This is a genomic window from Falsiroseomonas selenitidurans (genome assembly GCF_012103215.1).
In the GTDB taxonomy this organism is placed as follows: domain Bacteria; phylum Pseudomonadota; class Alphaproteobacteria; order Acetobacterales; family Acetobacteraceae; genus Falsiroseomonas; species Falsiroseomonas selenitidurans.
This window is the reverse complement of the sequence record NZ_JAAVNE010000021.1, coordinates 1-26,406: the sequence shown is the minus strand read 5'-3', so window position 1 is coordinate 26,406 and position 26,406 is coordinate 1. Positions and strand designations below refer to the sequence as shown.

At 71.5% G+C, this 26,406-nt stretch carries 27 protein-coding genes and 1 pseudogene; 14 read left to right on the top strand and 14 right to left on the bottom strand.

Annotation, left to right across the window (positions count from 1 at the left end):
- Nucleotides 1–81 precede the first annotated feature (81 nt).
- Nucleotides 82–579, top strand: coding sequence for a hypothetical protein (locus HEQ75_RS27865; protein ID WP_209318547.1), 498 nt, complete (start codon nt 82–84; stop codon nt 577–579).
- Nucleotides 579–1,058: a hypothetical protein gene (locus tag HEQ75_RS14085; RefSeq protein ID WP_168031598.1), complete on the top strand. Its 480-nt coding sequence runs from the start codon at nt 579–581 to the stop codon at nt 1,056–1,058. Before HEQ75_RS27865 ends, HEQ75_RS14085 begins: the two co-directional genes overlap by 1 nt.
- Here HEQ75_RS14085 and HEQ75_RS14080 read toward each other — a convergent pair.
- Genes HEQ75_RS14080 through HEQ75_RS14065 form a run of 4 tightly spaced genes read right to left on the bottom strand, consistent with a single transcriptional unit; the run spans nt 1,030 to nt 7,356 of the window.
- Nucleotides 1,030–2,694, bottom strand: a complete 1,665-nt coding sequence (locus tag HEQ75_RS14080; protein WP_168031596.1) for a thiamine pyrophosphate-dependent enzyme — start codon at nt 2,692–2,694, stop codon at nt 1,030–1,032. The genes HEQ75_RS14085 and HEQ75_RS14080 overlap by 29 nt on opposite strands.
- Nucleotides 2,691–3,647: a branched-chain amino acid transaminase gene (locus HEQ75_RS14075; protein WP_168031594.1), complete on the bottom strand. Its 957-nt coding sequence runs from the start codon at nt 3,645–3,647 to the stop codon at nt 2,691–2,693. The genes HEQ75_RS14080 and HEQ75_RS14075 overlap by 4 nt, the downstream gene beginning before the upstream one ends.
- Complete coding sequence (locus HEQ75_RS14070) at nt 3,644–5,722, bottom strand: hydantoinase/oxoprolinase family protein (RefSeq protein ID WP_168031592.1); 2,079 nt, start codon at nt 5,720–5,722, stop codon at nt 3,644–3,646. The genes HEQ75_RS14075 and HEQ75_RS14070 overlap by 4 nt, the downstream gene beginning before the upstream one ends.
- Nucleotides 5,719–7,356 (bottom strand): hydantoinase B/oxoprolinase family protein, encoded by a 1,638-nt coding sequence (locus HEQ75_RS14065; protein ID WP_168031590.1) that lies wholly within the window; start codon nt 7,354–7,356, stop codon nt 5,719–5,721. The genes HEQ75_RS14070 and HEQ75_RS14065 overlap by 4 nt, the downstream gene beginning before the upstream one ends.
- Nucleotides 7,357–7,437: 81 nt before the next feature.
- Here HEQ75_RS14065 and HEQ75_RS14060 point away from each other — a divergent pair, with 81 nt between their 5' ends.
- Together HEQ75_RS14060 and HEQ75_RS14055 are read left to right on the top strand one after the other, a co-directional pair.
- Nucleotides 7,438–8,421, top strand: coding sequence for a LysR substrate-binding domain-containing protein (locus HEQ75_RS14060; RefSeq protein ID WP_168031588.1), 984 nt, complete (start codon nt 7,438–7,440; stop codon nt 8,419–8,421).
- Nucleotides 8,378–8,803 carry a response regulator gene (locus HEQ75_RS14055; RefSeq protein ID WP_168031586.1) on the top strand — a complete coding sequence of 142 codons (426 nt, stop codon included), beginning with the start codon at nt 8,378–8,380 and terminating at the stop codon, nt 8,801–8,803. Before HEQ75_RS14060 ends, HEQ75_RS14055 begins: the two co-directional genes overlap by 44 nt.
- 151 nt (nt 8,804–8,954) lie before the next feature.
- Here HEQ75_RS14055 and HEQ75_RS14050 read toward each other — a convergent pair whose 3' ends face one another.
- The 3 genes from HEQ75_RS14050 to hemF form a co-directional block, all read right to left on the bottom strand.
- Complete coding sequence (locus HEQ75_RS14050) at nt 8,955–11,198, bottom strand: xanthine dehydrogenase family protein molybdopterin-binding subunit (RefSeq protein ID WP_209318546.1); 2,244 nt, start codon at nt 11,196–11,198, stop codon at nt 8,955–8,957.
- Nucleotides 11,199–11,212: 14 nt separating this feature from the next.
- On the bottom strand, nt 11,213–11,665 hold the full coding sequence (locus HEQ75_RS14045; protein ID WP_168031582.1) for a (2Fe-2S)-binding protein: 453 nt from the start codon (nt 11,663–11,665) through the stop codon (nt 11,213–11,215).
- 110 nt (nt 11,666–11,775) lie between these two features.
- Entirely contained in the window at nt 11,776–12,633 is an 858-nt protein-coding gene (gene hemF / locus HEQ75_RS14040; protein WP_235961637.1) for an oxygen-dependent coproporphyrinogen oxidase, read from the bottom strand.
- Nucleotides 12,634–13,067: 434 nt separating this feature from the next.
- On the opposite strand from hemF, the gene petA reads away from it, so the two are divergent.
- From petA to HEQ75_RS14010, 6 genes are all read left to right on the top strand, one after another.
- The gene (gene petA / locus HEQ75_RS14035; protein WP_168031579.1) at nt 13,068–13,643 is read left to right on the top strand and encodes a ubiquinol-cytochrome c reductase iron-sulfur subunit; all 576 of its coding nucleotides are present in this window, start codon (nt 13,068–13,070) and stop codon (nt 13,641–13,643) included.
- A 49-nt stretch (nt 13,644–13,692) separates the two neighbouring features.
- The gene (locus HEQ75_RS14030) at nt 13,693–14,964 is read left to right on the top strand and encodes a cytochrome b (protein WP_168031577.1); all 1,272 of its coding nucleotides are present in this window, start codon (nt 13,693–13,695) and stop codon (nt 14,962–14,964) included.
- Nucleotides 14,964–15,752, top strand: a complete 789-nt coding sequence (locus tag HEQ75_RS14025) for a cytochrome c1 (protein ID WP_168031575.1) — start codon at nt 14,964–14,966, stop codon at nt 15,750–15,752. The genes HEQ75_RS14030 and HEQ75_RS14025 overlap by 1 nt, the downstream gene beginning before the upstream one ends.
- 118 nt (nt 15,753–15,870) lie before the next feature.
- Nucleotides 15,871–17,004 (top strand): FAD-dependent oxidoreductase, encoded by a 1,134-nt coding sequence (locus HEQ75_RS14020; RefSeq protein ID WP_168031574.1) that lies wholly within the window; start codon nt 15,871–15,873, stop codon nt 17,002–17,004.
- A 63-nt stretch (nt 17,005–17,067) separates the two neighbouring features.
- Entirely contained in the window at nt 17,068–17,958 is an 891-nt protein-coding gene (locus HEQ75_RS14015; protein WP_168031572.1) for an S-methyl-5'-thioadenosine phosphorylase, read from the top strand.
- Nucleotides 17,959–18,139: 181 nt separating this feature from the next.
- Nucleotides 18,140–18,910, top strand: a complete 771-nt coding sequence (locus tag HEQ75_RS14010; RefSeq protein WP_235961634.1) for a YoaK family protein — start codon at nt 18,140–18,142, stop codon at nt 18,908–18,910.
- A 54-nt stretch (nt 18,911–18,964) separates the two neighbouring features.
- Here the strand turns inward: HEQ75_RS14010 and HEQ75_RS14005 are convergent, their stop codons facing one another.
- Nucleotides 18,965–19,183, bottom strand: a complete 219-nt coding sequence (locus HEQ75_RS14005; protein WP_168031570.1) for a hypothetical protein — start codon at nt 19,181–19,183, stop codon at nt 18,965–18,967.
- Nucleotides 19,184–19,187: 4 nt separating this feature from the next.
- Nucleotides 19,188–19,853, bottom strand: a complete 666-nt coding sequence (locus tag HEQ75_RS14000) for a dienelactone hydrolase family protein (protein ID WP_168031568.1) — start codon at nt 19,851–19,853, stop codon at nt 19,188–19,190.
- A gap of 39 nt (nt 19,854–19,892) precedes the next feature.
- Between HEQ75_RS14000 and HEQ75_RS13995 the strand changes: the two genes are divergently transcribed.
- The 3 genes from HEQ75_RS13995 to HEQ75_RS13985 all read left to right on the top strand — a co-directional run bounded on the left by HEQ75_RS13995 (nt 19,893) and on the right by HEQ75_RS13985 (nt 21,331).
- Nucleotides 19,893–20,099 carry a DUF4169 family protein gene (locus tag HEQ75_RS13995; RefSeq protein ID WP_168031566.1) on the top strand — a complete coding sequence of 69 codons (207 nt, stop codon included), beginning with the start codon at nt 19,893–19,895 and terminating at the stop codon, nt 20,097–20,099.
- Between the two features lie 9 nt (nt 20,100–20,108).
- Nucleotides 20,109–20,522: a PaaI family thioesterase gene (locus HEQ75_RS13990; protein ID WP_168031564.1), complete on the top strand. Its 414-nt coding sequence runs from the start codon at nt 20,109–20,111 to the stop codon at nt 20,520–20,522.
- Between the two features lie 98 nt (nt 20,523–20,620).
- A complete protein-coding gene (locus tag HEQ75_RS13985) occupies nt 20,621–21,331 on the top strand; it encodes a metal-dependent hydrolase (RefSeq protein ID WP_168031562.1) in 711 nt (236 codons plus the stop codon).
- On the opposite strand, the gene HEQ75_RS13980 is transcribed toward HEQ75_RS13985, so the two are convergent.
- Nucleotides 21,321–22,421, bottom strand: coding sequence for an NAD(P)/FAD-dependent oxidoreductase (locus HEQ75_RS13980; RefSeq protein WP_168031561.1), 1,101 nt, complete (start codon nt 22,419–22,421; stop codon nt 21,321–21,323). The genes HEQ75_RS13985 and HEQ75_RS13980 overlap by 11 nt on opposite strands.
- Before the next feature lie 73 nt (nt 22,422–22,494).
- The gene (locus tag HEQ75_RS13975) at nt 22,495–22,692 is read right to left on the bottom strand and encodes a hypothetical protein (RefSeq protein WP_168031559.1); all 198 of its coding nucleotides are present in this window, start codon (nt 22,690–22,692) and stop codon (nt 22,495–22,497) included.
- A gap of 98 nt (nt 22,693–22,790) precedes the next feature.
- Here HEQ75_RS13975 and HEQ75_RS13970 point away from each other — a divergent pair, with 98 nt between their 5' ends.
- Complete coding sequence (locus tag HEQ75_RS13970) at nt 22,791–23,453, top strand: tyrosine-protein phosphatase (RefSeq protein WP_168031556.1); 663 nt, start codon at nt 22,791–22,793, stop codon at nt 23,451–23,453.
- Nucleotides 23,454–23,646: 193 nt separating this feature from the next.
- Here HEQ75_RS13970 and HEQ75_RS13965 read toward each other — a convergent pair whose 3' ends face one another.
- The 3 genes and pseudogenes from HEQ75_RS13965 to HEQ75_RS13955 form a co-directional block, all read right to left on the bottom strand.
- Nucleotides 23,647–24,330: a CatB-related O-acetyltransferase gene (locus HEQ75_RS13965; RefSeq protein WP_235961631.1), complete on the bottom strand. Its 684-nt coding sequence runs from the start codon at nt 24,328–24,330 to the stop codon at nt 23,647–23,649.
- A gap of 25 nt (nt 24,331–24,355) precedes the next feature.
- Complete coding sequence (locus HEQ75_RS13960) at nt 24,356–26,110, bottom strand: ABC transporter ATP-binding protein (protein ID WP_168031554.1); 1,755 nt, start codon at nt 26,108–26,110, stop codon at nt 24,356–24,358.
- A gap of 14 nt (nt 26,111–26,124) precedes the next feature.
- Nucleotides 26,125–26,406: pseudogene (locus tag HEQ75_RS13955) on the bottom strand (hypothetical protein); the annotation flags it as partial.

Genomic DNA, 26,406 nt, shown 5'->3' with positions numbered 1-26,406 from the left:
ATAGCGTCAAGCGTTCATTCCGCCATCGTCCCGCGAAGCCATTCCCGAAGCCATTCGCCCACCAAAGAAGGTCAGCCGGCCATGACAGGCACCGCTGCGACGCACGCCGCCACCATCCTGGCGGCCTGCGAATCCGAATGGGAGGCGAACAAGGCCGATTGCAGCGGCTTCGTGCGCGCCGTCGCCCGGGTTTGCGGCCTGAGCCTGACCGGCCAGGCCAATGCGATGATCCAGCATGTGCGTGCCAACTGGCACGAGGTGACCGATGGCGCGGATGCCTGCGCCAAGGCGACGGCAGGGAATTTCGTCATCGGCGGGCTGGAGGCGACGCCGAATGGCCATGTGGTCATCGTCGTTCCAGGCCCGCTCAACCGCGGAAAATACCCCACCGCCTATTGGGGCAGCATCGCCGGCGTCGGCAAGAAGAACACCACCATCAACTGGAGCTGGGGCGCGACCGACCGCGACAAGGTGGAATACCGCTCCATCGCGCTCGCCGCCGATGGGGTCGCCGGCCGGCTGCCGATGCGGATCATCGGCTGGCGTGCGCCGAAACTGCCGAATATCGGATTTCGCTGATGCTGCGGGCCGTCGTCCCGGCCATCCTGCTGGCAGGCCTGCTGGCCGTGGCGGCCGAGGCACGGAGCGAAGCCTGCCAAGCGCTGCCGATCCGCCCGACCGCCGACCCCTCCACCTTCGCCGCGGGCGACCATCGGGTGCGGCTCGACCAGCCCGACCAGCCGACCGCCCCGACCGTGTGGGAGGGGCCGGTCATCGTCACCGGGCCGAACGCCGGGCCAGCCTGCCGGATCGACCCGCAAAGCCTGCTGCTGGCCCCGCTGGCGGCCTTCACGGGCGCGCTGCTGGTGTTGCCGAGCTTCAGCGGCAGCACCCTGCGCATCCTGACCCTGGACCTTGACTCCTGCACCATCCGCCACGCCAGCGCGCCGATGAGCGGACCGGTGACCTGGCAGGATGGCGCGATCCGCGCCGCCGGCCGCCCGGTGCCGGGGCTGCCCTGTGGCGGCGCTACCCCTTCAGGCGCCGCCAGGCCGTGACCTGCAGGGCGGAGGCGTGCACATGCACCACCGCCGGCACCTGCCGCGGCGCCAGCGCCGCATCCAGCACCGGCGCGATGTCCGCCTCGCTGCGGATGGTGAAGCCCTCGGCCCCGAAGGCCCGGCCCCAGGCCGCGAAATCCGGGTTCACCAGATCCGCCGCATCGGCATAGTTGCGGCCGGGGTAACGGTTGGCATGGTGCATGCCGATCGAGCCATAGGTCCGGTTGTCCGAGACCAGCAGCACCGGCGCGGCGCCGTGGCGCATGGCGGTGGCGAGCTCGTTGCCCGTCATCAGCGCGCCGCCATCGCCGACCACGGCGATCACCTGCCGCCCCGGATGGCGGATGCTGGCGGCCACCGCCATCGGCATCCCCGCCCCCATGCCGCCCACGGCGGAGCCCAGGAAGATCTGGCCCGGCCGGAAGGGAATGTGCCGGTGCACGAAGCTGGTGAAATTGCCGGCATCCGTGGTCAGCACCGCATCCGCTGCCAGGCGTTCCGCCACGCCGATGCAGACGGCGGAGAAATTCACCCCATCCGGCGCCGGGTCCCAGCGGGGGGCCGTCAGGTCCCGGTGCAGCCCGTGCAGCCGGGCGATCCAGCCGGCGCGCCCGGCGGGGTTGGGCGGCGGCTTGCGCGCCAGCAGGGCGGCCACCAGCTGGGCCGGGTCGCAGGCCATGGGCAGATCGGCGCGGAACACGCGGTTGAGCTCCGACGGGTCCGGCCAGACATGCACCAGCGGCATCTGCGGGTCCGGCGCGCTGGGCCAGGTGTAGGATTGGCTGACCACATCGGTCATCCGTTCCCCCAGCGCCACCAGCAGATCGGCCTCCCGCAGGGCCGACATCAGCGTCGGCTGCACGCGGTTGCCGATGTAGCCGGCGTAGTTGGGGTGGTGGCTGTCGAACAGGTGCGGGCGGCGATGGGTGGGCGCCACGGGCAGCGACCATTCCTCCGCCAGGCGCCGGAGGTCGGCCAGCCCCTGTGGCGGGCCATCCATGGCGCCGCCCACCAGCACCACAGGGCGCTGCGCGCTGGCCAGGCGCCGGGCCAGGTCCTCCACCTGCGCCGGCGCCGGGCCGGGCACGGCGCGCGGGCGCGGCTTCGCCAGAGCGATGCCGGTGGCATCCTCGTCCAGCACATCCTCCGGCAGCACCACGGCGACCGGGCCGGGCGTGCCGGATTCGGCGAGGTGGAAGGCGCGCGCGATGGCCTCGCTGGCCTGGTGCGGCATGTCCACCGGGATCACCGCCTTCACCGTATCCGCCAGGTATTTTTCGTAGACCTGCTCCTGCAGGGCGCCGCGGCCGCGGTCGCGGCGTTCCACCTGGCCGATCAGCAGCACCATCGGGATGGCGTCGTGGAAGGCCGTGTGCAGGCCGATCATGGCGTTGGACACGCCGGGGCCGCGGGAGACCATGCACACCCCCGCGCGCCCGGTCCGCATGCGGCCATCCGCCGCGGCCATGTAGGCGGCGCCGCCCTCGTGCCGGCAGACCACAAGCTTCAGCGCCGGCACATCGCCCAGCGCATCCGTCAGCCCGAGGAAGCTTTCCCCCGGCACGCAGAACAGCAGGTCCGCGCCCTGCGCGGCGAGGCTTTCCGCCACCAGCCTTCCGACGCTGCGGGTCATGCCGCCGCATCCTTCACCGCATTGCCGCGCCAGACCGGCGTGAGCCAGTGGCGATACTTCTCCAGCCGCCCGCGCACCGCATCGTTGTAGAGGCCCTGCAGCTTGCGGGTGACCTCGCCCGGCGTGCCGTCGCCGATCTCGTAATGGTCGATCGAGACCATCGGCAGCACCTCCGCGCCGCTGCCGCAGAAGAAGGCCTCGTCGGCGACATAGAGCTCGGAGCGATCGACATCGCGCTCCACCACCTCCAGGCCCAGCTCGTTGCGCGCCAGCTCCATCAGCGTTTCGCGCGTGATGGATTCGAGGATGTCGGCGGTGACCGGCGGCGTGATCAGCTTGCCGTGGCGCAGGATCATCACGCAGGCGCCGGGGCCTTCCGCCACCTTGCCGGCGGCGTTCAGCATCACCGGCGGCCCCATGCCGTTCATCCGCGCCTCGATATAGGCAAGCCGCGAGTTGTGATAGTTCGCGCCGGACTTGATGCGGGATGGCGAGGCCAGGTCGCTGTTGCGGCGCCAGGTGCTGATGGCGCTCTTCACGCCGGTCTCCTGCACCGTCTTCGACGGCATGGCGAAGGCCAGGATGAAGAAGCCGGTTCGGATTTCGCTCGGCAGGTAATGCGTCAGCTCGCCTTCCGCGAAATAGACCACGGGGCGGTAGTGGATCGTCTCCCGGTAGTTGCAGGCGCGGATCAGCTCCAGGCTCGCCGCCTCGATCTCCGCATCCGAATACGGAATCGCCATGCGCATGATTCGCGCCCCCTGGCGCAGCCGCGCGATGTGGTCGGCGTGGCGAAACGTGAAAAGCTCCTGCTGTTCCTCGTTCCAATAGGCGCGGATGCCCTCGAACACATTCTCCCCGCGCAGGACGCATTCGGTGGAGATGTGCATGGTGGCATTGGCCCAGGGCACCAGCTTGCCGTCGAGCCAGGCGTAGTCCGCCGTCTTGCTCATGGGGTTGTCTCCTCAGTTATGTCGATCAGCAGATTGCCGTGGATGTCGCGGGTGATGTGGGCGTCGGGGCCGATGACGACGGTGGATTCGCGTTCCTCCACCACCGCGGGGCCGGCGATGCGCTGGCCCACGGGCAGGCGGTAGCGGTCATAGACGGCGCAGGGGGCGAGGCCCGTGGAGGCGAACCAGACGTCGCGGTGGCCCTTCAGCGCAGGGCCTTCGCCGGGCGGCGGGGTGAAGCTGTGCGGCACCTCCGGCCGGCTGGCGCTGGCATGCAGGCGCCAGGAGAGCACCTCCATCGCCACGCCGGTGATTCGGCGGTCGAAGAGCTGGAAGTAGGTTTCGCGGAAGGCGTCTTCCACCGCCGCGGCATCGGCGACGTCCGGGATCGGCACGCTGATGTCGAAGCCCTGGCCGGCGTAGCGCATATCCGCGCTGCGGCGGAACTGCACGTCGCCGGGTGCCGCGCCGGCATCCAGCAGCATCGCCTTTGCCTCCGCCTCCATCGCCGCGAATTTCGCGGCCACGCCGTCCCAATCCACCGCCGTCAACCGCTGCACGCCGGAGCGCACCAGGTCGATGGCCGGGGCGGCGACGAGAAAGCCCAGCGCGGAGGCAACGCCCGCCCCCTGCGGCACGATGATGCGGGACAGCTTCAGCAGTTTCGCCAGGCCATAGGCATGCACAGGCCCCGCGCCGCCGAAGGCGAGCATGGCGTAGCGGCGCGGATCACGGCCCTTCTCTGCCACATACATGCGCGTCGCGGCGGCCATGTTCTCGTTGACGATGCTGTGGATGCCGGCGGCGACCTGCAGCGCCGTCATGCCCAGCTTCTCGCCCAGATGCGCCTGCATCGCGCCTTCCACCGCCGCGCGGTCCAGCGCCATCTCGCCGCCCAGGAAATACTCGGGCGAGAGATAGCCCAGCAGCAGGTCCGCATCCGTCACCGTGGGCCGCGTGCCGCCGCGCCCGTAGCAGACCGGCCCGGGCACGGAGCCCGCCGATTCCGGGCCGACATTCAGCAGCCCCATCGCATTGACATGCGCGATGGACCCGCCGCCCGCGCCGATCTCGATCAGGTCGATCACCGGCACCTTCAGCGGCAGCCCCGACCCCTTGCGGAAGCGCCGCACCCGCGCCGCCTCGAAGGTCGAGGCATGCTCCGCCTCCCCCTTCTCGATCAGGCACATCTTGGCGGTGGTGCCGCCCATGTCGAAGGAGATCATGTCCGACACGCCGGCGATGCGGCCGTAATGCATCGCGGCGGTGGCGCCGGCCGCCGGCCCGCTCTCGATCAATTGCACGGGGTTGGCGCGCGCGTAACCCACGGAGGCGATGCCGCCCGCGGAGAGCATCAGATGCAGCTTCCCACCCAGCCCGCGCCGCTGCAGCTCCGCCTCGAGGCTCGCCAGGTAGCGGTCCATCAGCGGCAGCACATAGGCATTCACGCAGGCGGTATTCGCGCGCTCATATTCGCGGATCTCCGGCGCCACGTCGGAGGAGAGCGTGACGGGCACGCCCGGCAATTCCTCCGCCAGGATGGCGCCGATACGGCGTTCATGCGCGGGGTCGAGGTAGCTGTGCAGCAGGCACACCGCCACCGCCTCCACCGCATCCGCACGCAGGGCGCGCGCGGCGTCGCGCACCTCGGATTCGACAAGCGCCACCAGCTCGCGGCCCCGCGCATCGTGCCGCTGCGTCACCGCATGGCGGCGCGGGCGCGGCACCAGCGGCTCCGGCTTGTCGAGGAACAGGTCGTAGAGGTCGTAGCGCATCTCCCGCCCCATCTCGAGGCTGTCGCGGAAGCCGCGCGTGGTGATCAGGCCGATGCGCGCGCCCTTGCGCTCGATCACCGTGTTTGTCACCAGCGTCGTGCCATGCACCACCTGGCGCACATCGCCGATGGCCGCACCCGCCTCGGACAGAATGCGGGATATGCCGTCGAGGATGGCGCGGCCGGGATCATCCGGCGTGGTCAGCCGCTTTCCGGTCAGCACGCGGCCGGTCGCGTCATCCACCAGCACGAAATCGGTGAAGGTGCCGCCGACGTCTACGCCGATGCGAAGGGGCTTCATGGCGTCACCCCATAGTCGCGTTGCGCCCCTTCGGGCGTGACGTAGCCATCCGCGATGTCGCGCTGCACCGCCGCCGGATCGCGCGCCGCCGGGTCGCCATAGCCGCCGCCCCCGCCGAGATGCATGGTCAGCCGATCCCCCGGCGCCAGCATGGTGCGCGACTTCGGATGCGGCTTGCGGCCATCCTGCAGCTGCACCAGCGCCGGCGCCCCCGCCCCCGCGCCATCCAGCCCACCCGCCGGATGCTTCATGCGGTCCGAGATCAGCGACAGGCGCACCGGCTGGTCCGTCATCACCTCCAGCTCGATCTCCTGGCCCAACCCGCCGCGGAACTGACCGGGCCCGCCGCTATCCGGCAGCAGGTCCTTGCGCCAGACCAGGATCGGCGCGGAGGCCTCGAAAGCCTCGATGGAGCCGGAGCCCGAATTGGTCGGGAAGGCCGTGGTGTTCAGCCCGTCGCGCGCCTGGGTCGCGCCCATGCCGCCGCTGCCGAACAGCACCTGGCTGAAGCGGTCGCCACGGTCATCCTGCCCCGTATAGACCGGCCGCGGCGCCGGGGAGGCGCTGTCCGCCACCACCAGCCCCGGCGCGATCTGCGCCAGGCATTTGTACAAGGCACCCGAGAGGAACAGCCCCGTCAGATGCCGCGCATTCACCGCCGCCGGCCAGCGCGGATTGAGAATGCTGCCCTCCGGCGCCGTCACGCCGATGGCGCGGTAGCTGCCCTCGTTGCGCGGGGTCAGCGGGTCCAGCGCGCATTTCAGCGGGTACACCGTGTAGGCGTAGGTGTAGTTCATCACGCTGTTCAGCCCGCGCGCGATCTGCGGCGAGGTGCCTGCGTAGTCCACGCTGAGGCTGTCGCCCGCGATGGTCAGCGCGCATTGGATGCGCGTCTCGGCTTCCTCGTAGCCATCCGCGAAGACCGTGCCATGCCAGGTGCCATCGGGCAGCGCCGCGATCGCCTGGCGCATGGCGCCATCGGCGCGCGCCTGCAGCGTGGCGGAGAGCGCGGTGAGGTCGGCCAGGCCGGTATCGGCCAGGAATTCCACCACCCGCCGCGCGCAGACGGAAATCGCCGTGATCTGCGCCTGGATGTCGCCCATCACCTGGTCCGGCACGCGGACATTGCCGCGGATGAAGCGCACCACCTCCCGGTTCTCGCGGCCTTCCACGAGGAACTTCGTCGGCGGAATCCGCAGGCCTTCCTCGAAAACCTCCGTGCAATCGGCCGACCACAGCGTGCCGCCGATATCCGGCATGTGCGAGGTGGCGCCGGCGAAGGCCACCAGCCTGCCGCCATGGAACACCGGCATCGCCGTGGTGATGTCCAGCAGATGCCCCGTCCCCATCCAGGGATCGTTGGTCATCAGCACATCGCCCGGCCGCAGCTCCTCCAGCGGATATTCCGCCAGCATGTGCTTCAGGGTGCGCGGCAGCAGGCCGACAAAACTCGGGATGCCGATGGAATTCTCCGCCAGGCTGTTGCCCTCCGCATCCATCAGCACGGTCGCGAAATCGTTGGATTCGCGGACGATGGTGGAGAAGGAGGTGCGCAGCAGCGCGGCCGCCGCCTCATCGGCGATGGAGATCAGCCGGCTCCAGAGGATCTGCAGGGTGACGGGGTCGAAATGCATCTTGATGCGCAATCTCCGGCAGGTCAGCCAGTCTGGCCTCCGCTTGGCAGCCCGGGTAGCGACCCTTTAGGCTGCCGCGCCATGAGCCTGCCTCAAGGCGTCTCCGCCCTTCCCCTCCAGGCGCTGCGCGCCTTCGATGCCGCCGCCCGCCACCTCAACATGGCCCGCGCGGCGGAGGAGCTGGGCGTGACGCAGGGCGCCATCAGCCGCCAGGTGAAATCCCTGGAAGCGCAGCTGGCGGAAACCCTGTTCCTGCGCGGCCCGCGCGGCCTGAAGCTGACCGAGGCCGGGGATCTGCTGGCGGACTACGTCCGGCGTGGCCTGGAACAGCTGGAGGCCGGGCTGTTCCGCATCGGCCAGCCGCGCAGCCGCACCACCCTGGTGGTGAATGCCGCCCGCACCTTCGCCATGCGCGTGCTGGCGCCCCGCATCGCCGGCTTCGCGCGGGAACACCCCTGGATCGCCATGCGTCTGGAGACGCATCGCTATTTCGCGCAGCTGCACGGCGCCGATGTGGATGTCGCCATCCGCGCCGGCAATGGCGACTGGCCGGGCCATGTGGTGCGCCCGCTGACGCGGGAGGTGCTGTTCCCCGTCTGCGCCCCCACCCATGCGGCGGTGGACTTGCCGGCCGAGGACGCCATCCGCCGCGGGCCGCTGCTGCACTACGCCGAACGCCCGCATTGGCGCGACTGGCTGCTGGCCGCCGGGCTCGACCCGGCGCTGGCCAGCCCCGGCCCACGCTTCGACGAGACCGCCCTGACGCTGGCCGCCGCCGAGGCCGGCCAGGGCCTGGCGGTGGGCTGGGGCGTGCTGGTGGCCGATGCGATCGCTGCCGGCCGCCTGGTGCGGCCCTTCCGCCAGGTGCTGGACGATGGCACCGGCTACCATCTGGTGATGACGGAAATGGCCGCCCGCCGGTCCACCGTTCAGGCCTTCTGCACCTGGCTGCACGGCGCGCTGGCCACGCAACCATCTGCCCCGCCCGCCGTTGAGCCAACGTCACGCGGAGGGAGCGAGGATGCAAGCCGGCCGGCCACGCAGCGTCCTGCTGGTGGAGGATGAGGATCTGGTCGCCCTGGCGGCCGAGGAAGCCTTGCAGGACCATGGTTTTCGGGTCTGCGGCACCGCTGCCACGGAAGGCGCGGCGCTGGAACTGGCGGCGCGGCATGCGCCGGATTTCGCCGTGGTGGATCTGCATCTCGGCCAGGGCGGCAGCGGGCTGAAGGTGGGGCGGGCGCTGGCGGCGGTGGGCGTGCAGGTGCTCTATGCCACCGGCCATGGCCTCGCCTGGCGGCAGGAGATGGAGGACACCGGCGCCCGCGGCTGCCTCACCAAGCCCTATCAGCCGGATGAGGTGCCAAGGGCGCTGGAGGCGCTGGGCCGGCTGCAGGATGGCGGCGCCCCCCGGCACCTGCCGCGGGAGATGCACCTGTTCGTGGATTGATCGTCAGTCCACCCGGCGCTCCCCCCGCGCGAATCGCGCAGTCACCCGGCGCCGTCCGGCGGCGCCGCCTCCGCGGGCCCCATCTTCACGGCACCGGCCGCGCGTGCGCCCGGCCCTTCGGACCGCAGGTCGGAGCCTGGTGCGCCAGGAATCAGGCTTCGCCCAGCCGGTTGCGGGCGAAGGGCAGGCTGCGCACCCGGCGGCCGGTCAGCACGGCGATGGCGTTCGCCACCGCCGGCGGCACGCCCGGCGTCCCCGGCTCCCCCACCCCGCCCATTGGCGCACCGGACTGCACGATGCGCACATGCACCTTCGGCATCTCCGCCCGGGTCAGGATGCGGTAGGTGTCGAAGTTGCGCTGCTGCGGGCGCCCGCCCTCGAAGACCACCTCCTCGAAGGCGGCGGAGGACAGGCCGATGCAGGCGGCGCTCTCCACCTGGGCGGCGATGATCGCGGGGTTGACGATGCTGCCCGGGTCGATCGCCACGAACAGGTCGTGCACCACCGCCTCCCCATCCCGCAGCGAGACCTCCGCGATGGTCGCGACCTCGGTCCCGAAGGGGGAGGCCATGGCCAGGCCGCGGGCGCGGCGCGTGCCGTCCGCTGCCGCGAAGGGCCCGCGCCGCCAGCCGCCCGCCAGGTCCACCACCGCGTCCAGCAGGGCCTGGTGCCGGGGCGAGGCTTCGAGATGCGCGCGGCGGAAGGCCAGGGGGTCCGCGCCCGCGGCTTCCGCCACCTCGTCCAGGAAGGCTTCGTAGAAGAAGTCGTTCATGGAATGGCCGACGGAGCGCCAGAAGCCGACATTCACCGGATGCGGCACATGCGCCCAGTCCACCCGCCGGTTGGGGATGGCGTAGGGCTTGAAGGCCACGCCCTCCACCGCCGAGGTATCGAGCGGCGGGTTGCCCAGCCGCGCCCCGCCGAAATGCTTGGCGACCGGGCCTTCCCCCGGCACCGTCGCATGCAGCGCCACCAGCCGGCCTTCCGAATCCAGCCCGGCGCGCAGCCGGGCGAAGCCCATGGGGCGATAGGCGTCGCGGGCGAATTCCTCTTCCCGGCTCCAGATCACCTTCACCGGCCGGTCCACCGCCCGCGCCAGGCGGATGGCCTGGTTCATCGGGTGGTACTGGCCGTAGGTGAAATGCCGGCCGAAGAAGCCGCCCATCAGCGGGGAATGGATGCGCACCCTGCCCGCATCCAGCGCCGCCTCCCGCGCCGCGATCGCCTGGAAGGCTTCCGGCGCCTGGTTCGGCGTCCAGACATCCAGCGTGCCGTCGGCGTTGAAGCGGACGGTGGCGGAAGGCGGCTCCAGCTGCGCATGGGCCAGGTAGGGCGCGTCGTAGTCCGCGGTGATGACCTTGGCGGCGCTGCGCAGCGCCGCGGGGGCGTCGCCCTGCGCGTCGCGGGCCGGGTTGCCGGGCGCATCCGCCTGGGCGCGCAGCGCCTCGCGCATCCCGTCCGAGGAGAAGTCCTCCGGCACCACCGGCTGGCCCGAAAGCGCGGTCCAGGCCACTTCCGCCGCTTCCACCGCGCGGCGGGCGCGCCAGAAGCTGTCGGCCAGCACGGCGACGGCGCCGGGCAGGCGGTGCACGGAATGCACGCCGGGCATGGCCTTCAGCGCCGCCTCGTTCAGCACCTCCCCCGGCTCCGCCCCGGCGCGGGGGGCGTGCAGGATGGCGCCCTGCAGCATGCCCTCCACCCGCATGTCGATGCCGTATTGCGCGGCGCCGGTGCTCTTCGCGCGCGTGTCGAGGCGCCTGGCCGGCGTGCCGATCAGGCGGAAGCGGGCGGGCGACTTCGGCTCGGCGTCACCGGGCACCGGCAGGGCGGCCGCGGCGGCCGCCAGGTCGCCATAGGGGATGCGCCGGGCGGAGGCGGCGTGCAGCACGAAGCCCGGCTCCGTGGTGATGTCCGCCGCCGGCACGCCGAGGCGCGCCGCCCCGGCCGTTACCAGCATGGCCCGCGCCGTGGCGCCCAGCACCCGGAAGTGCTGGAAGCTGTTGCGGATGGAGAAGCTGCCGCCGGTGACGCGGCGGGTGCCGTTGAACAGCACCTGGTAGTCCGCCCCGGCCGGCGCCGTGGTCACCTCGAAGGCGGCGAGGTCGGCGTCCAGCTCCTCCGCCACGATCTGCGCGACCGCGGTATGGATGCCCTGGCCACCCTCGGCGAAGGGGTTCAGCAGCCGGATGCGGCCATCCGGCTGGATGGTGAGGTAGGCGGAGACCTTGCGCGCATGGGCGATGCCGCCCATGGCCTGGGCGCGGGCCGGTTGCGGCGGCACGCCGATGGCCAGCAGCAGCCCGCCGCCGAAGCCGGCCAGCAGGCCGGCGCGGCGCGAGAGGTTGCGCGGGGCGATCGGCCCGAGGGTGGCGAGCGCGTCGTCGAGGCGGGTCATGGCCGGCTGCCCCCTCATGCCGCGTCCGCCGCCTGGCGGATGCCGGCGGCGATCATGTTGTAGGTGCCGCAGCGGCAGAGATTGGTCATCGCCGCGGCGATGTCGGCCTCGGCCGGCTGCGGGGTTTCCTTCAGCAGGGCGGTGGCGGCCATCAGCTGGCCGGATTGGCAGTAGCCGCATTGCGGCACGTCCAGCGCCACCCAGGCGGCGACCAGCCGGGCGCCCACCGGGTCGGCCTCGATCGCCTCGATGGTGGTGATGCGCTGGCCGGCCACGCTCTCCACCGGCAGCTGGCAGGACCGCATGGCGGCGCCTTCGATGAGCACGGTGCAGGCGCCGCATTGCGCCACGCCGCAGCCATACTTGGTCCCGGTCAGGCCCAGCGTGTCGCGCAGCACCCACAGAAGGGGGGTATCCCCCTCCACATCCACCCGGCGCGTCGCGCCATTGACGCTGATCTCAACCATCAGGGGGCCTCCTGGACGGGGCCTCCTGGTGGCCCTTCTGCGGCCGCGAGATTGCCGCCCCGGCGGCGCCCATGTCGAGCCACCGATTGCAACCTGCGGCCCGGAAACGGTTACGGCCAGCCGGTCTCCGGCGGCAGGGACATCAGGATGGCCTCCACATTGCCGCCGGTCTTCAGGCCGAAGATGGTGCCGCGGTCGTAGAGCAGGTTGAACTCCACGTAGCGGCCGCGGCGCATCAGCTGGTGCGTGCGCTCCGCCTCCGTCCAGGGCTCGTGCATGCGGCGGCGGACGATGGCGGGGTAGGCCTCCAGGAAGGCAAGGCCGACATCCCTGGTGAAGGCGAAATCCTTCTCGATGCCCTGGCCCGGCGTGCGGTCGCCAAGCCAGTCGTAGAAGATGCCGCCCAGGCCGCGCGGCTCGTTGCGGTGCGGCAGGAAGAAGTACTCGTCGCACCACTGCTTGAAGCGCGGGTAGTAGGTGGGGTCGTGGCGGTCGCAGGCGGCCTTGAAGGCGGCGTGGAAATCGGCCGCGTCGGCCAGGGAATGCGGCGCCGCATGGTCCATCGGCGTGATGTCGCCACCGCCGCCGAACCAGGCCTTGGTGGTCAGGATGAAGCGGGTGTTCATGTGCACCGCCGGCACGCGCGGGCTGCGCAGGTGCGCCACCAGGGAAATGCCGGTGGCAAGAAAGCGCGGATCCTCCGCCGCCCCGGGAATCTGCTTGCGGAAATCGGGGGAGAATTCGCCGAAGACGGTGGAGACGTTGACGCCCACCTTCTCGAACACCCGTCCCTTCATCACCGACATCACGCCGCCGCCGCCTTCCGGCCGGTCCCATGCCGTGCGCTGGAAGCGGCCGGCGGGCAGGCCGGCGTGCGGTCCTCCGGCCAGCTCGTCCTCGCAGGCCTCGAAGGCGGCGCAGATCCGGTCGCGCAGGCTCTCGAACCAGGCGCGGGCCGGGGCGACCATGGGGTGGTCCAGGGGCACGCCCTTCGCCTCGGCGCTGGCGGGGGGCTGCGGGGCGGGCGTCTCGGACATGGTGGCGGCTTCCTCCTGGATGAAACGGAGATTGGCAGCGGGTTAAGCCGAAGGCGACCCTTCCTGCGATGGCATGGCAACAGACCGCTTCCGCCGAGATTTCCGGCGCTGCAGCGGATGGACACCTGTGCAACCCACCCTTTATATGCGCCGCAGCGCCACGGCCGCGCGCCAGGATTTCGCACCCGCCCTTGCGGCGGCACGACCCTCCGGGCGACGGGACTGGCGCCGAGGTTTCGCGGCGATGCGGGTCGCCTTGCAGGCAGGGGCCGACCGGACGAACCAGGGATCGGGTTCGGCCGGTGGGCCTGCCGGGGGCGCTCCCCGGGCGGTCACGCAAGCGGCGGGCGGAAAAGGACGACGAGATGGCCGAGACAATGGTGCCTGCCGGGGCACCGCATGGCGCCGCCCACGGGCCGACGCCGGATGGCGGGACGCGGCGCGACTTCCTGGTGCTGACGACGGGCGCCTTCGCCGCGGTTGGCGTGGGCGCCGTGGTGTGGCCCTTCATCAGCTCGATGAATCCGGCGCGCGACGTGCTGGCGCTGGCCTCCACCGAGGTCGACCTGACGCCGATCGCGGTCGGCCAGGCGGTGACCGTGGTCTGGCGCGGCAAGCCGGTCTTCGTGCGGCACCGCACGGCGGAGGAAATCCAGGTGGCGCGCGCCACGCCGCTGTCCGAGCTGAAGGACCCGCAGCCGGACCAGGCGCGGGTGCAGAAGGACCAGTGGCTGGTGGTGCTGGGCGTCTGCACGCATCTGGGCTGCGTGCCGCTGGGCCAGAAGCCGACCGATGCCAAGGGCAACTACAATGGCTGGTTCTGCCCCTGCCACGGCAGCCACTACGACACCTCCGGTCGCATCCGCCAGGGGCCGGCGCCGCTGAACCTTGCGGTTCCGGCGTACAGCTTCATGTCGGATACGCAGATCCGTATCGGCTGACCCAGCCCACTCGGCGCGCCACATCCAAACCCCCCGGGGAGCCAGGCAGATGGCCATCGGCCTTCACGACAGCAGCATCAAGAACCCCGTCATCCGCTGGGTCGACCAGCGGCTGCCCGTGTTCACCATGATGCAAAAGGAATACGGGACGTTCCCGACGCCGCGGAATTTCAACTACTTCTGGAATTTCGGCGCCCTCGCCATGGTCACGCTGATGATCATGATCGCCACCGGCATCTTCCTGGCGATGAACTACACCCCGCACACCACCTACGCCTTCGACAGCGTCGAGCGCATCATGCGCGACGTGAACTATGGCTGGCTGATCCGCTACGTTCACATGAACGGCGCCAGCATGTTCTTCATCGTCGTCTACATCCACATCTGGCGCGGGCTCTACTACGGGTCCTACAAGGCGCCGCGCGAATTGCTGTGGATCCTCGGCGTCGTCATCTTCCTGCTGATGATGGCCACCGCCTTCATGGGCTACGTGCTGCCCTGGGGCCAGATGTCCTTCTGGGGCGCCACCGTCATCACCAACCTGTTCTCCGCCTTCCCGATCGTGGGCGAGCACATCGTGACCTGGCTGTGGGGCGGCTTCAGCGTGGACAACCCCACGCTCAACCGCTTCTTCAGCCTGCACTACCTGCTCCCCTTCGTGATCGCCGGCGTGGTCTTCCTGCATGTTGCGGCGCTGCACATCACGGGCTCCAACAACCCGCTGGGCATCGACCCGAAGGGCCCGCAGGACACGCTGCCCTTCCACCCCTACTACACGGCCAAGGACAGCGTCGGGCTGATCGTCTACTTCATCGTCTTCGCCTCGCTGGTGTTCTTCGCGCCGAACTACCTCGGCCACCCGGACAACTACATTCCGGCGAACCCGCTGGTGACGCCCGCGCACATCGTGCCGGAATGGTACTTCCTGCCCTTCTACGCCATCCTGCGCGCGGTGCCGGACAAGCTCGGCGGCGTGCTGCTGATGTTCGGCTCGATCGCGGTGCTGTTCATCCTGCCCTGGCTGGATACCTCCCCGGTGCGGTCGATGCGCTTCCGGCCGATCGCGAAGTGGACGCTGTTCCTGTGGCTGATCGCCTTCTTCGTCCTGATGTGGGCGGGCGGAAAGCCGGCGGAGGAGCCGTATGTGACGATCTCCCGCATCGCCACCGCCTACTACTTCGCCTACTTCCTGGTGATCCTGCCCCTGCTCGGCCGCCTGGAGCGGCCCCTGTCGCTGCCCGAGAGCATTGCCCTGCCCGTCCTGCGCGGCGGCGGACCGATGCCTGCCGGGGCCGTGGCGAAGCCGATGGAGAAGGCCTGATGCGCGACCTCAAGCGGGGCTTCCGCAACCTCGTCGGGGCGATGGCGCTTGGCGCCGCCGCCCTCGGCATGGCCACGCCGGCGCAGGCGGCCGGGGAGGCGATCGCCATCCCCAACGCCAATTTCAGCTTCGCCGGCTTCTTCGGCACCTATGACCGCGGCTCGGCGCAGCGTGGCTTGCAGGTGTACAAGGAGGTCTGCTCGGCCTGCCACGCCATGCACCTGCTCTCCTACCGCAACCTGCTGGAGATCGGGCTGAGCGAGGACCAGGTCCGCGCCCTCGCCGCCAGCTTCACGGTGACGGACGGCCCGAATGATCTGGGCGAGATGTTCGAGCGCCCGGCCCGCCTGTCCGACCGCTTCCGCCGCCCCTTCCCGAACGAACTGGCGGCGCGGGCGGCCAACAACGGCGCCTATCCGGTTGATCTGTCGGTCATCACCAAGGCCCGGGCGGACGGCGCCAACTATGTCCGCGCCCTGCTGACCGGCTATGTCGAGCCGCCGGAGGGCTTCGTGGTGGCGGAGGGCATGAACTACAACGCCTATTTCCCCGGCCACCAGATCGCCATGCCGGCGGTGCTGAACCCGGACCAGGTGGAATACGCCGACGGCACGGCCGCGACGGTGGACCAGATGGCCCGCGACGTTGCCACCTTCCTTGCCTGGGCGGCGGAGCCGGAGGCCGAGCAGCGCAAGGCCATGGGCGTGCGCATCATCCTGTTCCTGATCGTCCTCGGCGGCCTGACCTATGCGGTGAAGCGCAAGATCTGGGCCGACGTGGCGCACTGATCCCAGCGCCTCAGCACCAGGCCAGGCGAGGGCCGCCCCGGCAAGGGGCGGCCCTTTGTTTTTGCCTTCCCTGCAACCGCGCCTGTGCCAGGATCGGCGGCGGGATGGAGGTGCGGCGATGCGCGTGCTGATCGTGGGGGCCGGGCCGGCCGGCCTGGCGCTGGCGCTGGCCCTGAGCCGGCAGGGGCTGGGCTTCCGTCAGGTGGACCGCGCCGCGGCCCCGGCCGCTTATTCCCGCGCCCTTGGCATCCAGGCCCGCACGCTGGAGACGCTGGCCCCGCTGGGCGTGGCGGCGCCGATCGCGGCCGTGGCGCTGCGGCCGCTGGGCGTGGTGTTCGGCCTGGGCCCGGCGGCGCCCACCATCCGCCTGTCGCATCGCGCGCATCCCGGCTTCCCCAGCATGCTGCTGCTGCCGCAGACCGAGACGGAGCGGCTGCTGGCCGAGGCCCTGGCCGCTACCGGCGCCCCACCGCCGGAACGCGGGGTGGCGCTGGTGGCGCTGGACGCCACCACCGGCACCGCCACGCTGCGCCACCCTGACGGGCGCGAGGAGGTGGCGCAGTTCGACCATGTGATCGGCTGCGACGGCGCCCACAGCAGCGTCCGCAAGGCCGCCGGGATAGGCTTCGAGGGCGCGGCCTATGAGGAGCAATGCGTGCTGGCGGATGGGCTGATCGAGGGGCTGGAGCCCGCCCATCTGCACATCATGCCGGGGCGCGATTCCGGCAGCTTCTACTTTCCCCTGCCGGGCGGGCGCTGGCGCGGCGTCTCCATGCGCCCGCCCGGCGGTGCCCCGCCAGCGGAAGGCGACCTCGCCACGCTGCAGCATCCCGGGCTGCGCTTCGTGGCGGCGGATTGGTGGAGCGCCTTTCGCATCAGCCACCGGATCGCCACCCGCTTCCGCCAGGGCCGCGTGCTGCTGGCCGGCGATGCCGCGCATATCCACTCCCCGGCGGGCGGGCAGGGGATGAACCTCGGCATCCAGGATGCCTGCGCCCTGGCCCGGGCGCTGCCGGGCGGGGAGGCGGCGCTGGAGGCCTGGGCGGCGGAACGCCGGCGCATCGCCGCGCTCGTGGTGGGGCGGACGGATCGGCTGACCGCGCTGGTGCTGGGCCGCCGCCCCGCGATGCGGGCGTTGCGCGCCGTGGCGCTGCGCCTGCTGCCGCACCTGCCGCCGGCGCGGCAGCGCCTGGAACGCGCCCTGGCGGGCATGGATTACCCGGCGGTCGCGGTGGCGGATCAGGGCCGATAGGCGCCTGCTTCAAGTGCGGCGGCTGCCATTGTAGAAGCCGCCCGCAGCCAGGAGCCCCACCGCATGCCCGAAACCGTCACCCCCGTCATCGGCCTGATCGGCGGCTCCGGCCTCTATGACATCCCGGGGCTCGAGGATCGGCGCTGGCTGCGGGTGGAAAGCCCGTGGGGCGCGGCCTCGGACGAGATCCTGCATGGCAGCCTGGCGGGGGTGCAGGTGCGCTTCCTGCCGCGCCACGGCCGCGGCCACCCGACGCCGCCCTCCGCGCTGAACTACCGCGCCAATATCGACGCGATGAAGCGCGCCGGCTGCACCGAGATCATCTCCCTCTCCGCCGTGGGCTCGCTGAAGGAGGAACTGCCGCCGGGCCACTTCGTCATCGTCGACCAGTTCATCGACCGCACCTTTGCGCGCCAGAAGTCGTTCTTCGAGACCGGCTGCGTCGGCCATGTCTCCGTGGCCCACCCGGTCTGCCCGCGGCTGGGCGATGCGCTGCAGGCCTCGGCCGAGAAGCTCGGCCTGCCGGTGACGCGCGGCGGCACCTATCTGGTGATGGAGGGGCCGCAATTCTCCACCAAGGCGGAAAGCCTGCTGTACCGGAGCTGGGGCTGCAGCGTGATCGGCATGACCAACATGCCGGAGGCGAAACTGGCGCGGGAGGCGGAGCTTTGCTACGCGACCGTCGCCATGGTGACGGATTTCGACTGCTGGCACCCGGACCATGACGCGGTGACGGTGGACCAGGTGGTGAAGGTGCTGTTCGGCAATGCCGACAAGGCCCGCGCGCTGGTGGCCGATGTGGTGCCGGGCCTCGGCGCCCCGCGCGGCCCCTGCCCGGCGGGCTGCGACCGGGCGCTGGACCACGCGCTGATCACGGCGCCGGAGATGCGCGACCCCGCGCTGCTGGCCAAGCTGGACGCGGTGGCCGGGCGGGTGCTGAAGCCGGCCGGCTGATCGCCGCGTTGCCGCGGCCCCGACCGGGCGCTATCGTCGCGGCAGGCGAGGGGAGCACGCTGCGTTCATCGGAACGCCCAGGTCTCCAGCCCGCAGAGGCGGATCATGGCTCCGGCGTCCGATCACCCCAGCCTGTGGCTGGCCGCAAGCTGCCCCGCCCGCGACCCGGTGGCCTGACCCGTTGCGCACCCGGCTGCTGCGCCCGCTGGCGCCGACCATCATCTACGCCCACAGCCTGGTCACCGACCAGCGCAGCGAGGCCGGGGACCGCCACCTGGCCTATGCGCTGGCCTTCATCGCCGGCGCCATCAATGCCGGCGGCTTCTTCGCCGTCGGGCACTATACCTCCCACATGTCGGGCATCGTCTCCGCCGTCGCGGACAATGCGGCGCTGGGGCAATGGGCACTGGTCGCGGCGGGGCTGGCGGCGCTGCTGTGCTTCATCCTGGGGGCGGCGACCTCCGCCTGGCTGATCAACTGGGGGCGGCGGCACGACCGCGGCACGCAATACGCGCTGCCGCTGCTGCTGGAAGGCGTGCTGCTGGCCGGGCTGGGCCTGGCCGGCATGGTGTTCGGCGGTGGCCCGCTGGCGGTGGCCGTGGCGGTGCCGCTGCTGTGCTTCATCATGGGGCTGCAGAACGCCACCATCACCAAGGTGTCGGGCGCCCGGCTGCGCACCACCCACGTCACGGGGATCGTGACGGATATCGGCATCGAGCTCGGCAAGCTGGCCTATTGGAACCGCAGCCCGGGCGCGCAGGTGGTGGCGGACCGGCCGAAGCTGCGGCTGCTGGGCCGCATGCTGGCGGCCTTCGTCGGCGGCGGCACGCTCGGCGCCATCGGCTTCAGCCAGTTCGGCGCCGGCGCGGCCCTGCCGCTGGCGCTGCTGCTGGCGCTGCTCGGCACCGCGCCCGCCGCGGCGGGCGCGGTGCTGCGGCGACGGGAAGCCTGAGGGCGCCTGAGGGCCTGCGGATAAGCCGACCGCCGCGGAGGCGGCCGTTGCTCCTCAGTCCTTCACTTCCTCCAGGCGCACCGCCAGTTCGCCGGTCTGGGCGGCACCCTCCCGCTTGCGGCGCTTGAGCACCATCGGCACGACGATGACGATCACCGCCAGCAGCAGGATGACCCAGAAGGGATAGACCGGCTGGTCGCTGCCCGGGCTCCAGATCGGGATCAGCACCAGCAGCGCCAGGCAGCTGCCGGCGGTGATGTAGTAGCCGAGCATCGGCTCAGCCCCCCAGATGCTTGGCCAGGAAGGCCAGGGTGCGGCCCTGCGCCACCTCGGCATCCGCCGGCTTGTAGGAGCCACGCTCCTCGCAGCCGAAGCCGTGGCCGGCGCCGGCATAGACGAAGATCTCGACATCCGGCTGTGCCGCGCGGATCAGCTCCACATCCGCCATGGGGATGGAGGCATCCACCTCGCCGAAATGCAGCTGCACGGGACAGTTCGGCCCTTCGGTGCGGGTGCCGGCGATGCCGCCGCCATACCAGCCGCAGGCGGCCTTGAAGCTGGTGCTGCGGGTGGCGCCCCACCAGGCGATGGTGCCGCCCCAGCAATAGCCGACGATGCCGCGGGCCAGGCCCTGCGGCAGGGCGGCGGCCGCGGCCTCGATGTCCAGCATCGTGCCCGTCTCGTTCACCCGGCTGCGCAGGTCGCGGCCGCGGGCCACATCCTCCGCGGCGTAGCCCAGCTCCACCCCGCGCTCCACGCGGTCGAACAGGGCCGGCGCGATCACCGCGTAGCCTTCCGCGGCGAAGGCGTCGCAGACATGGCGCATGTGGCGGTTCACGCCGAAGATCTCCTGCACCACGACCAGCCCGCGCGTCGCATCCGCGGGTCCGGCACGGTAGGCGGCAAGGCGGTGGCCGTCGGCGGCGGTCAGCTCGGTCTGCATGGCGTTTCCCGCTGAGGATTGCGGGTCTAGTGTCCCGGCATGGGCAAGCTCGTCAACCTCAACCATGCGCGCAAGGCGCGGGATCGCCAGGCGGCGGCTGAAACGGCCGCGGCCAACCGGGTGAAGCACGGCCGCACCCGGGCGGAGAAACAGGCGGACCAGGCGGCGGAGGCGCGGCGCAACGCGCTGCTGGACGGCGCAAGGCGCCCGGAACCCCCCCTGGACGAGGGCGGCGGGAAAGGCTGATCTGCCGCCATGGACGACACCGCCCCCTACGACCCCGCCGCCGATGGCTGGCGCCTCCTCGACCCCTCCGGTCTGCCGCGGGTGGCGGACCCGCTGTGGCAGCGCGGGGAGGCCTTCGGCTTCCAGGCGCGGGAGGATCATGCCAATGCGCGCGGCGTGGTGCATGGCGGCATCCTGGCCACCTTCATGGACCACACGCTGGGGCTGATCGTGCGCCGGGCCATTGGCGGCGGGCTGAACCTCGCGACCATCCAGCTCGACCTGCACTACCTGGCCGCCGCCATGCCCGGCCAGTTCCTGATCGGCGAGGGGGAGATCACGCGCCAGACGCGCAGCGTGGTGTTCATCCGCGGCACGCTGCGCCATGGCGACACCCCGGTGATCGCGGCGACCGGCATCTGGAAGCTGCTCGCCCCCCGGTGAGGCGCCCCCGGTGACGCCGGGCCTGCGGAACAGCCCGCGGTGACGCGCGGGCGAAGCCCGGGCTAAAAGGCGCCTCCCGCACTCGGAGAGGCAAGCCCATGAAGATCACCTGGTTCGGTCATTCCGCCTATCGCCTGGAATTCGGCAGCGCCGTCGTCATGGTCGACCCCTTCCTGACCGGCAACCCGGTGTTTTCCGGCGATGCCGAGGCGGCCAGCGCCGGCGCCACCCATGTGCTGCTGACGCATGGCCACAGCGACCATGTCGGCGATGCGTTGGCGATCCACCAGCGCACCGGCGCCAAGGTGGTGGCGAATTTCGAGATCTGCATGTGGCTGGCCCGCCAGGGGCTGAAGGCCATGGACCCGATGAACACCGGCGGCACCACCGACCAGGGCGAATTCAGCGTCACCCTGACCATCGCCTTCCACTCCTCCGCCCAGATGGACGAGAACGGCGTAACGCAGGATCTGGGCCTGCCCGGCGGGCTGGTTATCACGCCCAAGGCGGCGGGCGAGCCCACGGTCTACCACATGGGCGATACGGAGGTTTTCTCCGACATGGCGCTGATCGACGAGCTGCACCGGCCGAGCGTGGCCATCGTGCCGGTCGGCGACCGCTTCACCATGGATGGAAGGCGCGGGGCCCTGGCGGTGAAGCGCTTCCTGCCCTCCGTCACCACCGCCATCCCCTGCCATTTCGGCACCTTCGGCCTGCTGGCCGCCACGCCCGCGCTGTTCGTGGCGGAGATGGAAGGCGCCAAGGCCAAGGTCCTGGTGCCGGAGAAGGGCGTGCCCTTCAGCCTGTAGCCTTCAGCACCTCCTCCGCCAAAGCGAGGGAGGCGGTCAGGCCGGGGCTCTCGATACCGAACAGGTTGACCAGCCCCGGCACGCCATGGTCAGCCGGCCCCTGGATGACGAAATCCTGCGCCGGCGCACCCTGCGGCACCGTCTTCGGGCGGATGCCGGAATAGCCCGGCGCCAGGGCGCCCTCGGGCAGGTCCGGCCACCAGCGGCGGATCGAGGCGTAGAACAGGTCGCCGCGGCGCGGATCCACATTGTAGTCGATGCGGTCGATCCACTCGACATCCGGCCCGAACCGCGCCTGGCCGCCGAGGTCGATGGTCAGGTGCGTGCCGAGCCCGCCCGGCACCGGCACCGGGTAGATCAGCCGGCCGAAGGGGTTGCGGCTGGTCAGGCTGAAATAATTGCCCTTGGCGAAGAAGGCCGGCGGCACCAGCGCCTCCGGCATCCCGGCGAGCGACCGCGCGAGGCGCGGCGCGTGCAGGCCGGCGGCATTGACCAGCAGGCGGCAGGACAGCGCCATCGGCTCCGCCCCGCCGACCTCGATCTCCACCCCCGTGCCGGTGACGGCGCCGCGCAGCACCGGGGCGTGGAAGGCGAACAGGGCCCCCGCATCCTCGGCATCGCCCTGCAGGGCCAGCATGTAGGCGTGGCTGTCGATGATGCCGGTGGAGGGGGAGACCAGCGCCGCGGTGCAATGCAGCGCCGGCTCGATGGCGCGCGCCTCCGCGCCGGTGATGAAGCGGAGGTCGTCCACGCCATTGGCCGCCGCCCGCTGGCGGATGCCCTCCAGCTGCGCGGCCTCCGCCTCGCTGGTCGCGACGATCAGCTTGCCGCAGTTGCGCGCCGGCACGCCGTGGCTGGCGCAGTATTCGTAGAGCTTCCATTTGCCGTCGACGCAGCTGCGCGCCATCAGGCTGCCGGCGCGGTAGTAGATGCCGGCGTGGATGACCTCCGAATTGCGGGAGGAGGTCTCGGTGCCGATGCCCTCCGCGGCATCGAGCACCAGAACCTCCCGCCCCGCCTGGGCCAGGGCGCGGGCCACCGCCAGCCCGACGACGCCCGCCCCCACCACCACGCAATCGACCTGGTCCATGCGCTCCCCCATTCCCTGCCCCATGGGTATGGCAAAACGGCGCCAAGCGGGAGGGGGGCGGGCGGCGGCGGGTTCAGCGGTCCTGCTGGTGGCCCTGGTGGTGGGTGTTCTGCCAGGTGTTGCCCTGGCGACCCTGCTGTTCCGGGTCCCGGCTTCGGGATTCAATGTTCTCCTGCGCCGCCGGCTTGCTGATCGGGCTGCCGCCGGGGTTGGACTGGCCGGCCGGGCTCTGGTTGGCGGGCGGCACGGGGGGAAGCTTGGCCTTGGACATGCGCTTGCTCCTTCGCGGTCTGCCATGCCAACGCCCCGGGCGCGCGGGCGTTCGCCGGTGGCTGGCCATCGGCGTTCGGGCGGGCCATATCGAGGGCCGTGAACCTTTCCTCCCCCGCCGGCCGCCGGGCCGCCTGGCTGAACAGCCTGCTGGTCGACCACGCCGCGCTGCGCATTTCCTGGCGCAACTGGGGGGTGGTGGAATCCGGGCGGCTGTACCGCTCCAACCACCCGCTGCCCTGGCAATTGGCCACGGCGCAGCGGCGCTTCGGCCTGCGCAGCGTGATCAACCTGCGCGGCCACCGGCAGGATTGCGGGTCCGATGCGCTGGGCCGGGCGCGGGCCGAGGTGCTGGGGCTGGTGCATGTGGATGCGCCCTTCGAAAGCCGTGGTGCGCCGCACAAGGACCGCATCCTGCGCCTGGTGGGGCTGCTGGCGGAGCTGCCGGAGCCGATCCTGATCCACTGCAAATCCGGCGCCGACCGCACCGGGCTGATCGCCGGCGTGTGGCTGCTGCTGCAGGGCCGCCCGGTGGAGGCGGCGCTGGACCAGCTGCACTGGCGCTTCGGCCATGTTGCTGCGAGCCGCACCGGCATCCTGGACGCGTTCTTCCGCGACTATGCCGGCTTCCAGGCGCAGTACGGCGCGAAGCCGTTCCTGGACTGGCTGCGCCAGGATTACGACGAGGCCGCGCTGCGCGCCGCCTTCCGCAGCCGGCCCTGGGCCGACCGGCTGGTGGATGGGGTGCTGCGGCGGGAGTAGCGCCTTACCGAATCCCGGTGATCGTGACCGATCACCGCCTCGATCGCCGGCTTGGCTTCGCGCCATTTGGCGCGGCGGCCGTTCGGCCGCTCGCCCGCCTCAGGCGGGCGCAGGTTCCGATCAAGGGGATCTGGTGTTTGCTCGGTGGCGCCGATCCGCCTCATCCAGCTCTCGGCTCTTGATGCACCGGCTCTCACGCCCCGGCCGCGGCAAAATCCTCCAGCGCCTTGACGCCGCCCTTGGCGAGGATCGGGATCGCGCGGGCCACCCGTGCCGCCGGCCAGTCCCACCAGGCCAGCGCCACCAGCCGCGCCGCATCCTCCTCCGCATAGCGGCGGCGCACCACGCGGGCGGGGTTGCCGGCGACCACGGCGTAGTCCGGCACATCCCGCGTCACCACCGCCCGCGCACCGATCACGGCGCCATGGCCGATGCGCACGCCCGGCATCACCAGCGCCTCCATCCCCACCCAGATGTCGTGGCCCAGCACCGTGTCCCCGGAGGACCGCCAGGGGTAGTCCGCCAGCGGCAGGGCGCTGGCGAAGGCGCCGCCCAGGATGCCGAAGGGGTAGGTGCTGGGGCCGGCCATGGCGTGCATGGCATCCGGCATCATGAAGCGCGCCGCGGTGGCGATGGCGCAGAACTTGCCGATCTCCAGCCGCGCGCCGGAAGCCTGGAAATTGTAGAGCACGTTGCGGCGGAAGAAGTCCTTCGCGTGCAGTGGGTCGTCGTAATAGGTGAAGTCGCCGACCGTGCAATTGGCAACACCGGGCACGCTGGCCAGCAGCGGCTTCAGGAAGACGATGCGCGGCTTGTTCGGCACCGGGTGCAGCGCCTCCGGGTCCGGCAGCATCGCGGCTTCGGCGTGCGACCTCATGCGGCGAAGGCAGCTTGCGGGATACTCATTCCGCGAAGGCCTGGGTCCGCACCAGCCGGGCATAGAGCCCGTCCTGCTGCATCAGCGCGGCGTGGCTGCCCTGTTCCACGGCGCGGCCGCCTTCCATCACCACGATCCAGTCGGCATCGCGCACGGTGGACAGGCGATGCGCGATCACCAGCGTGGTGCGGCCCTGGCGCAGCCGGGCCAGGGCCTGCTGCACCAGCGCCTCGTTCTCCGCATCCAGGGCGCTGGTCGCCTCGTCCAGCAGCAGCACGCGCGGGTCGCGCAGCAGCGCGCGGGCCAGCGAGACGCGCTGGCGCTGGCCGCCCGACAGCCGCGATCCCTGGGTGCCGAGCGGCGTCGCATAGCCCTGCGGCAGCGCCGCCAGGAAGTCATGCGCGGCGGCGGCGCGGGCGGCGTCCTCCACCTGCGCCACGGTGGCGCCAGGGCGGCCGCAGGCGATGTTGGCGAAGGCGGTGTCGTCGAACAGCGTCGCGTCCTGGCCGACATAGGCGATCGCATCGCGCAGGCTGGCCAGCGTCACCTGCCGGATGTCCTGGCCGTCCAGCAGGATCGCCCCCGCCGTCACGTCGTACAGCCGCGGCACCAGCGACAGCGCGGTGGATTTCCCGGCGCCCGAAGGCCCGACCAGCGCCACGGTGCAGCCCGGCCGGGCGATGAGGCTGAGATCCGCCAGCGCCGCGTCGGGCACGCCTTCATAGGCGAAGCCGACGCCCTGGAATTCCACCCGCCCCGGGCCGGGCGGCAGCGGCACGGCGCCCGGCGCATCGACGATGCGCGGCGGCTCGTCCATGCCGGAGAACACCCGGGCGAGGCCCGCCAGGCCCTCCTGCAACGCGGCGTTCAGGCTGCCGAGTGCGCGCACCGGCTGGGCCGCCATCAGCAGGGCGGCGACGAAGCCGGTGAAGTCGCCGATGGTGCCGAGCCCGGCGGAGACGCGCCAGCCGACGAAGCCGAGCACGGCCGCCACCGCCACGCCGCCCAGCGCCTCCAGCACCGGGTCCAGCCGGGCGCGGGACCGGGCGATGGACAATTGGCTGTCGCGCAGACGGCCGAAGGCGGCTTCCGCCCGCGCCTCCTCCGCCGCTTCCAGCCGGTAGGCGCGCACCACGCGCGCCGCGGCGAAGCTTTCCACCAGCAGGGCGGAGGTCTCCCCCACCCGGTCCTGCATGCCGGAAGACGCCCGGCGGATGCGCTTGCCGATGCGCAGGATCGGCACGGCGGCGAAGGGGTAGAGCAGGAAGGACAGCAGCGCCATCTGCCAGTCGATCCACAGCATGGACCCCACCAGGCCCAGCACGGTCATCGCATCCGCCACGCCGCCGAGTGCCTTGGACAGCGCCTCCCGGATCAGCGCCGCATCGGTGGTGAAGCGCGCGGCGTGGCGCGCCGGTGCATCCCGCGCCACGGCGGCGAGGTCGGCGCGGGTCAGCGCGATGAACAAATCCTGCTGCAGCCGGGCGATGACGCCGAGCACCACGGATTGCGTGGCCAGCGCCTTGCCATACAGCGTCAGCGCGCGCAGCCCCGTCACCAGCACGATCAGCGGCGGCAGCACCCAGACCACGCCGGCATCGCCGGCGGCGAAGCGGTCGAAGGCCTGCTGGATCACCAGCGGGTAGAGCGCCGCGGTGGCGGCGACGCCGATGGTGCACAGCGTGGCCAGCAGCAGCCCGCGCGGATGCTGGCGGACATAATGCCGCCAGAGCCGGCGGATCAGCGGCAGGGAGGCTGCGTCGAGGGCAGGGCGGGCCATCCGCGCCGTTTAGATCAACCACAAGCGCCCGGCGAGGGTGCCGGCGAGCCGTCCTTCGTCGCCAGCCGCCGGCGCAGCTCCGCCAGGCAGGCTTCATGGTCGGCGACGCAGCCGCCTTCCAGCCACCAGGCGCGCAGCGCGGCGAGCCAGGCGCCGACGGCGCGGCCCGGCGGCAGGCCGAGCGCCATCAGGTCGCGGCCGAGCAGCGGGAAGACCGGCGGCGGCGTGGCGACCAGCCGCGCCCGCAGCGCGCCGCGGTCCTGCCCGTCCCGCGCCTCCGCCAGCCAGGCGCGCGC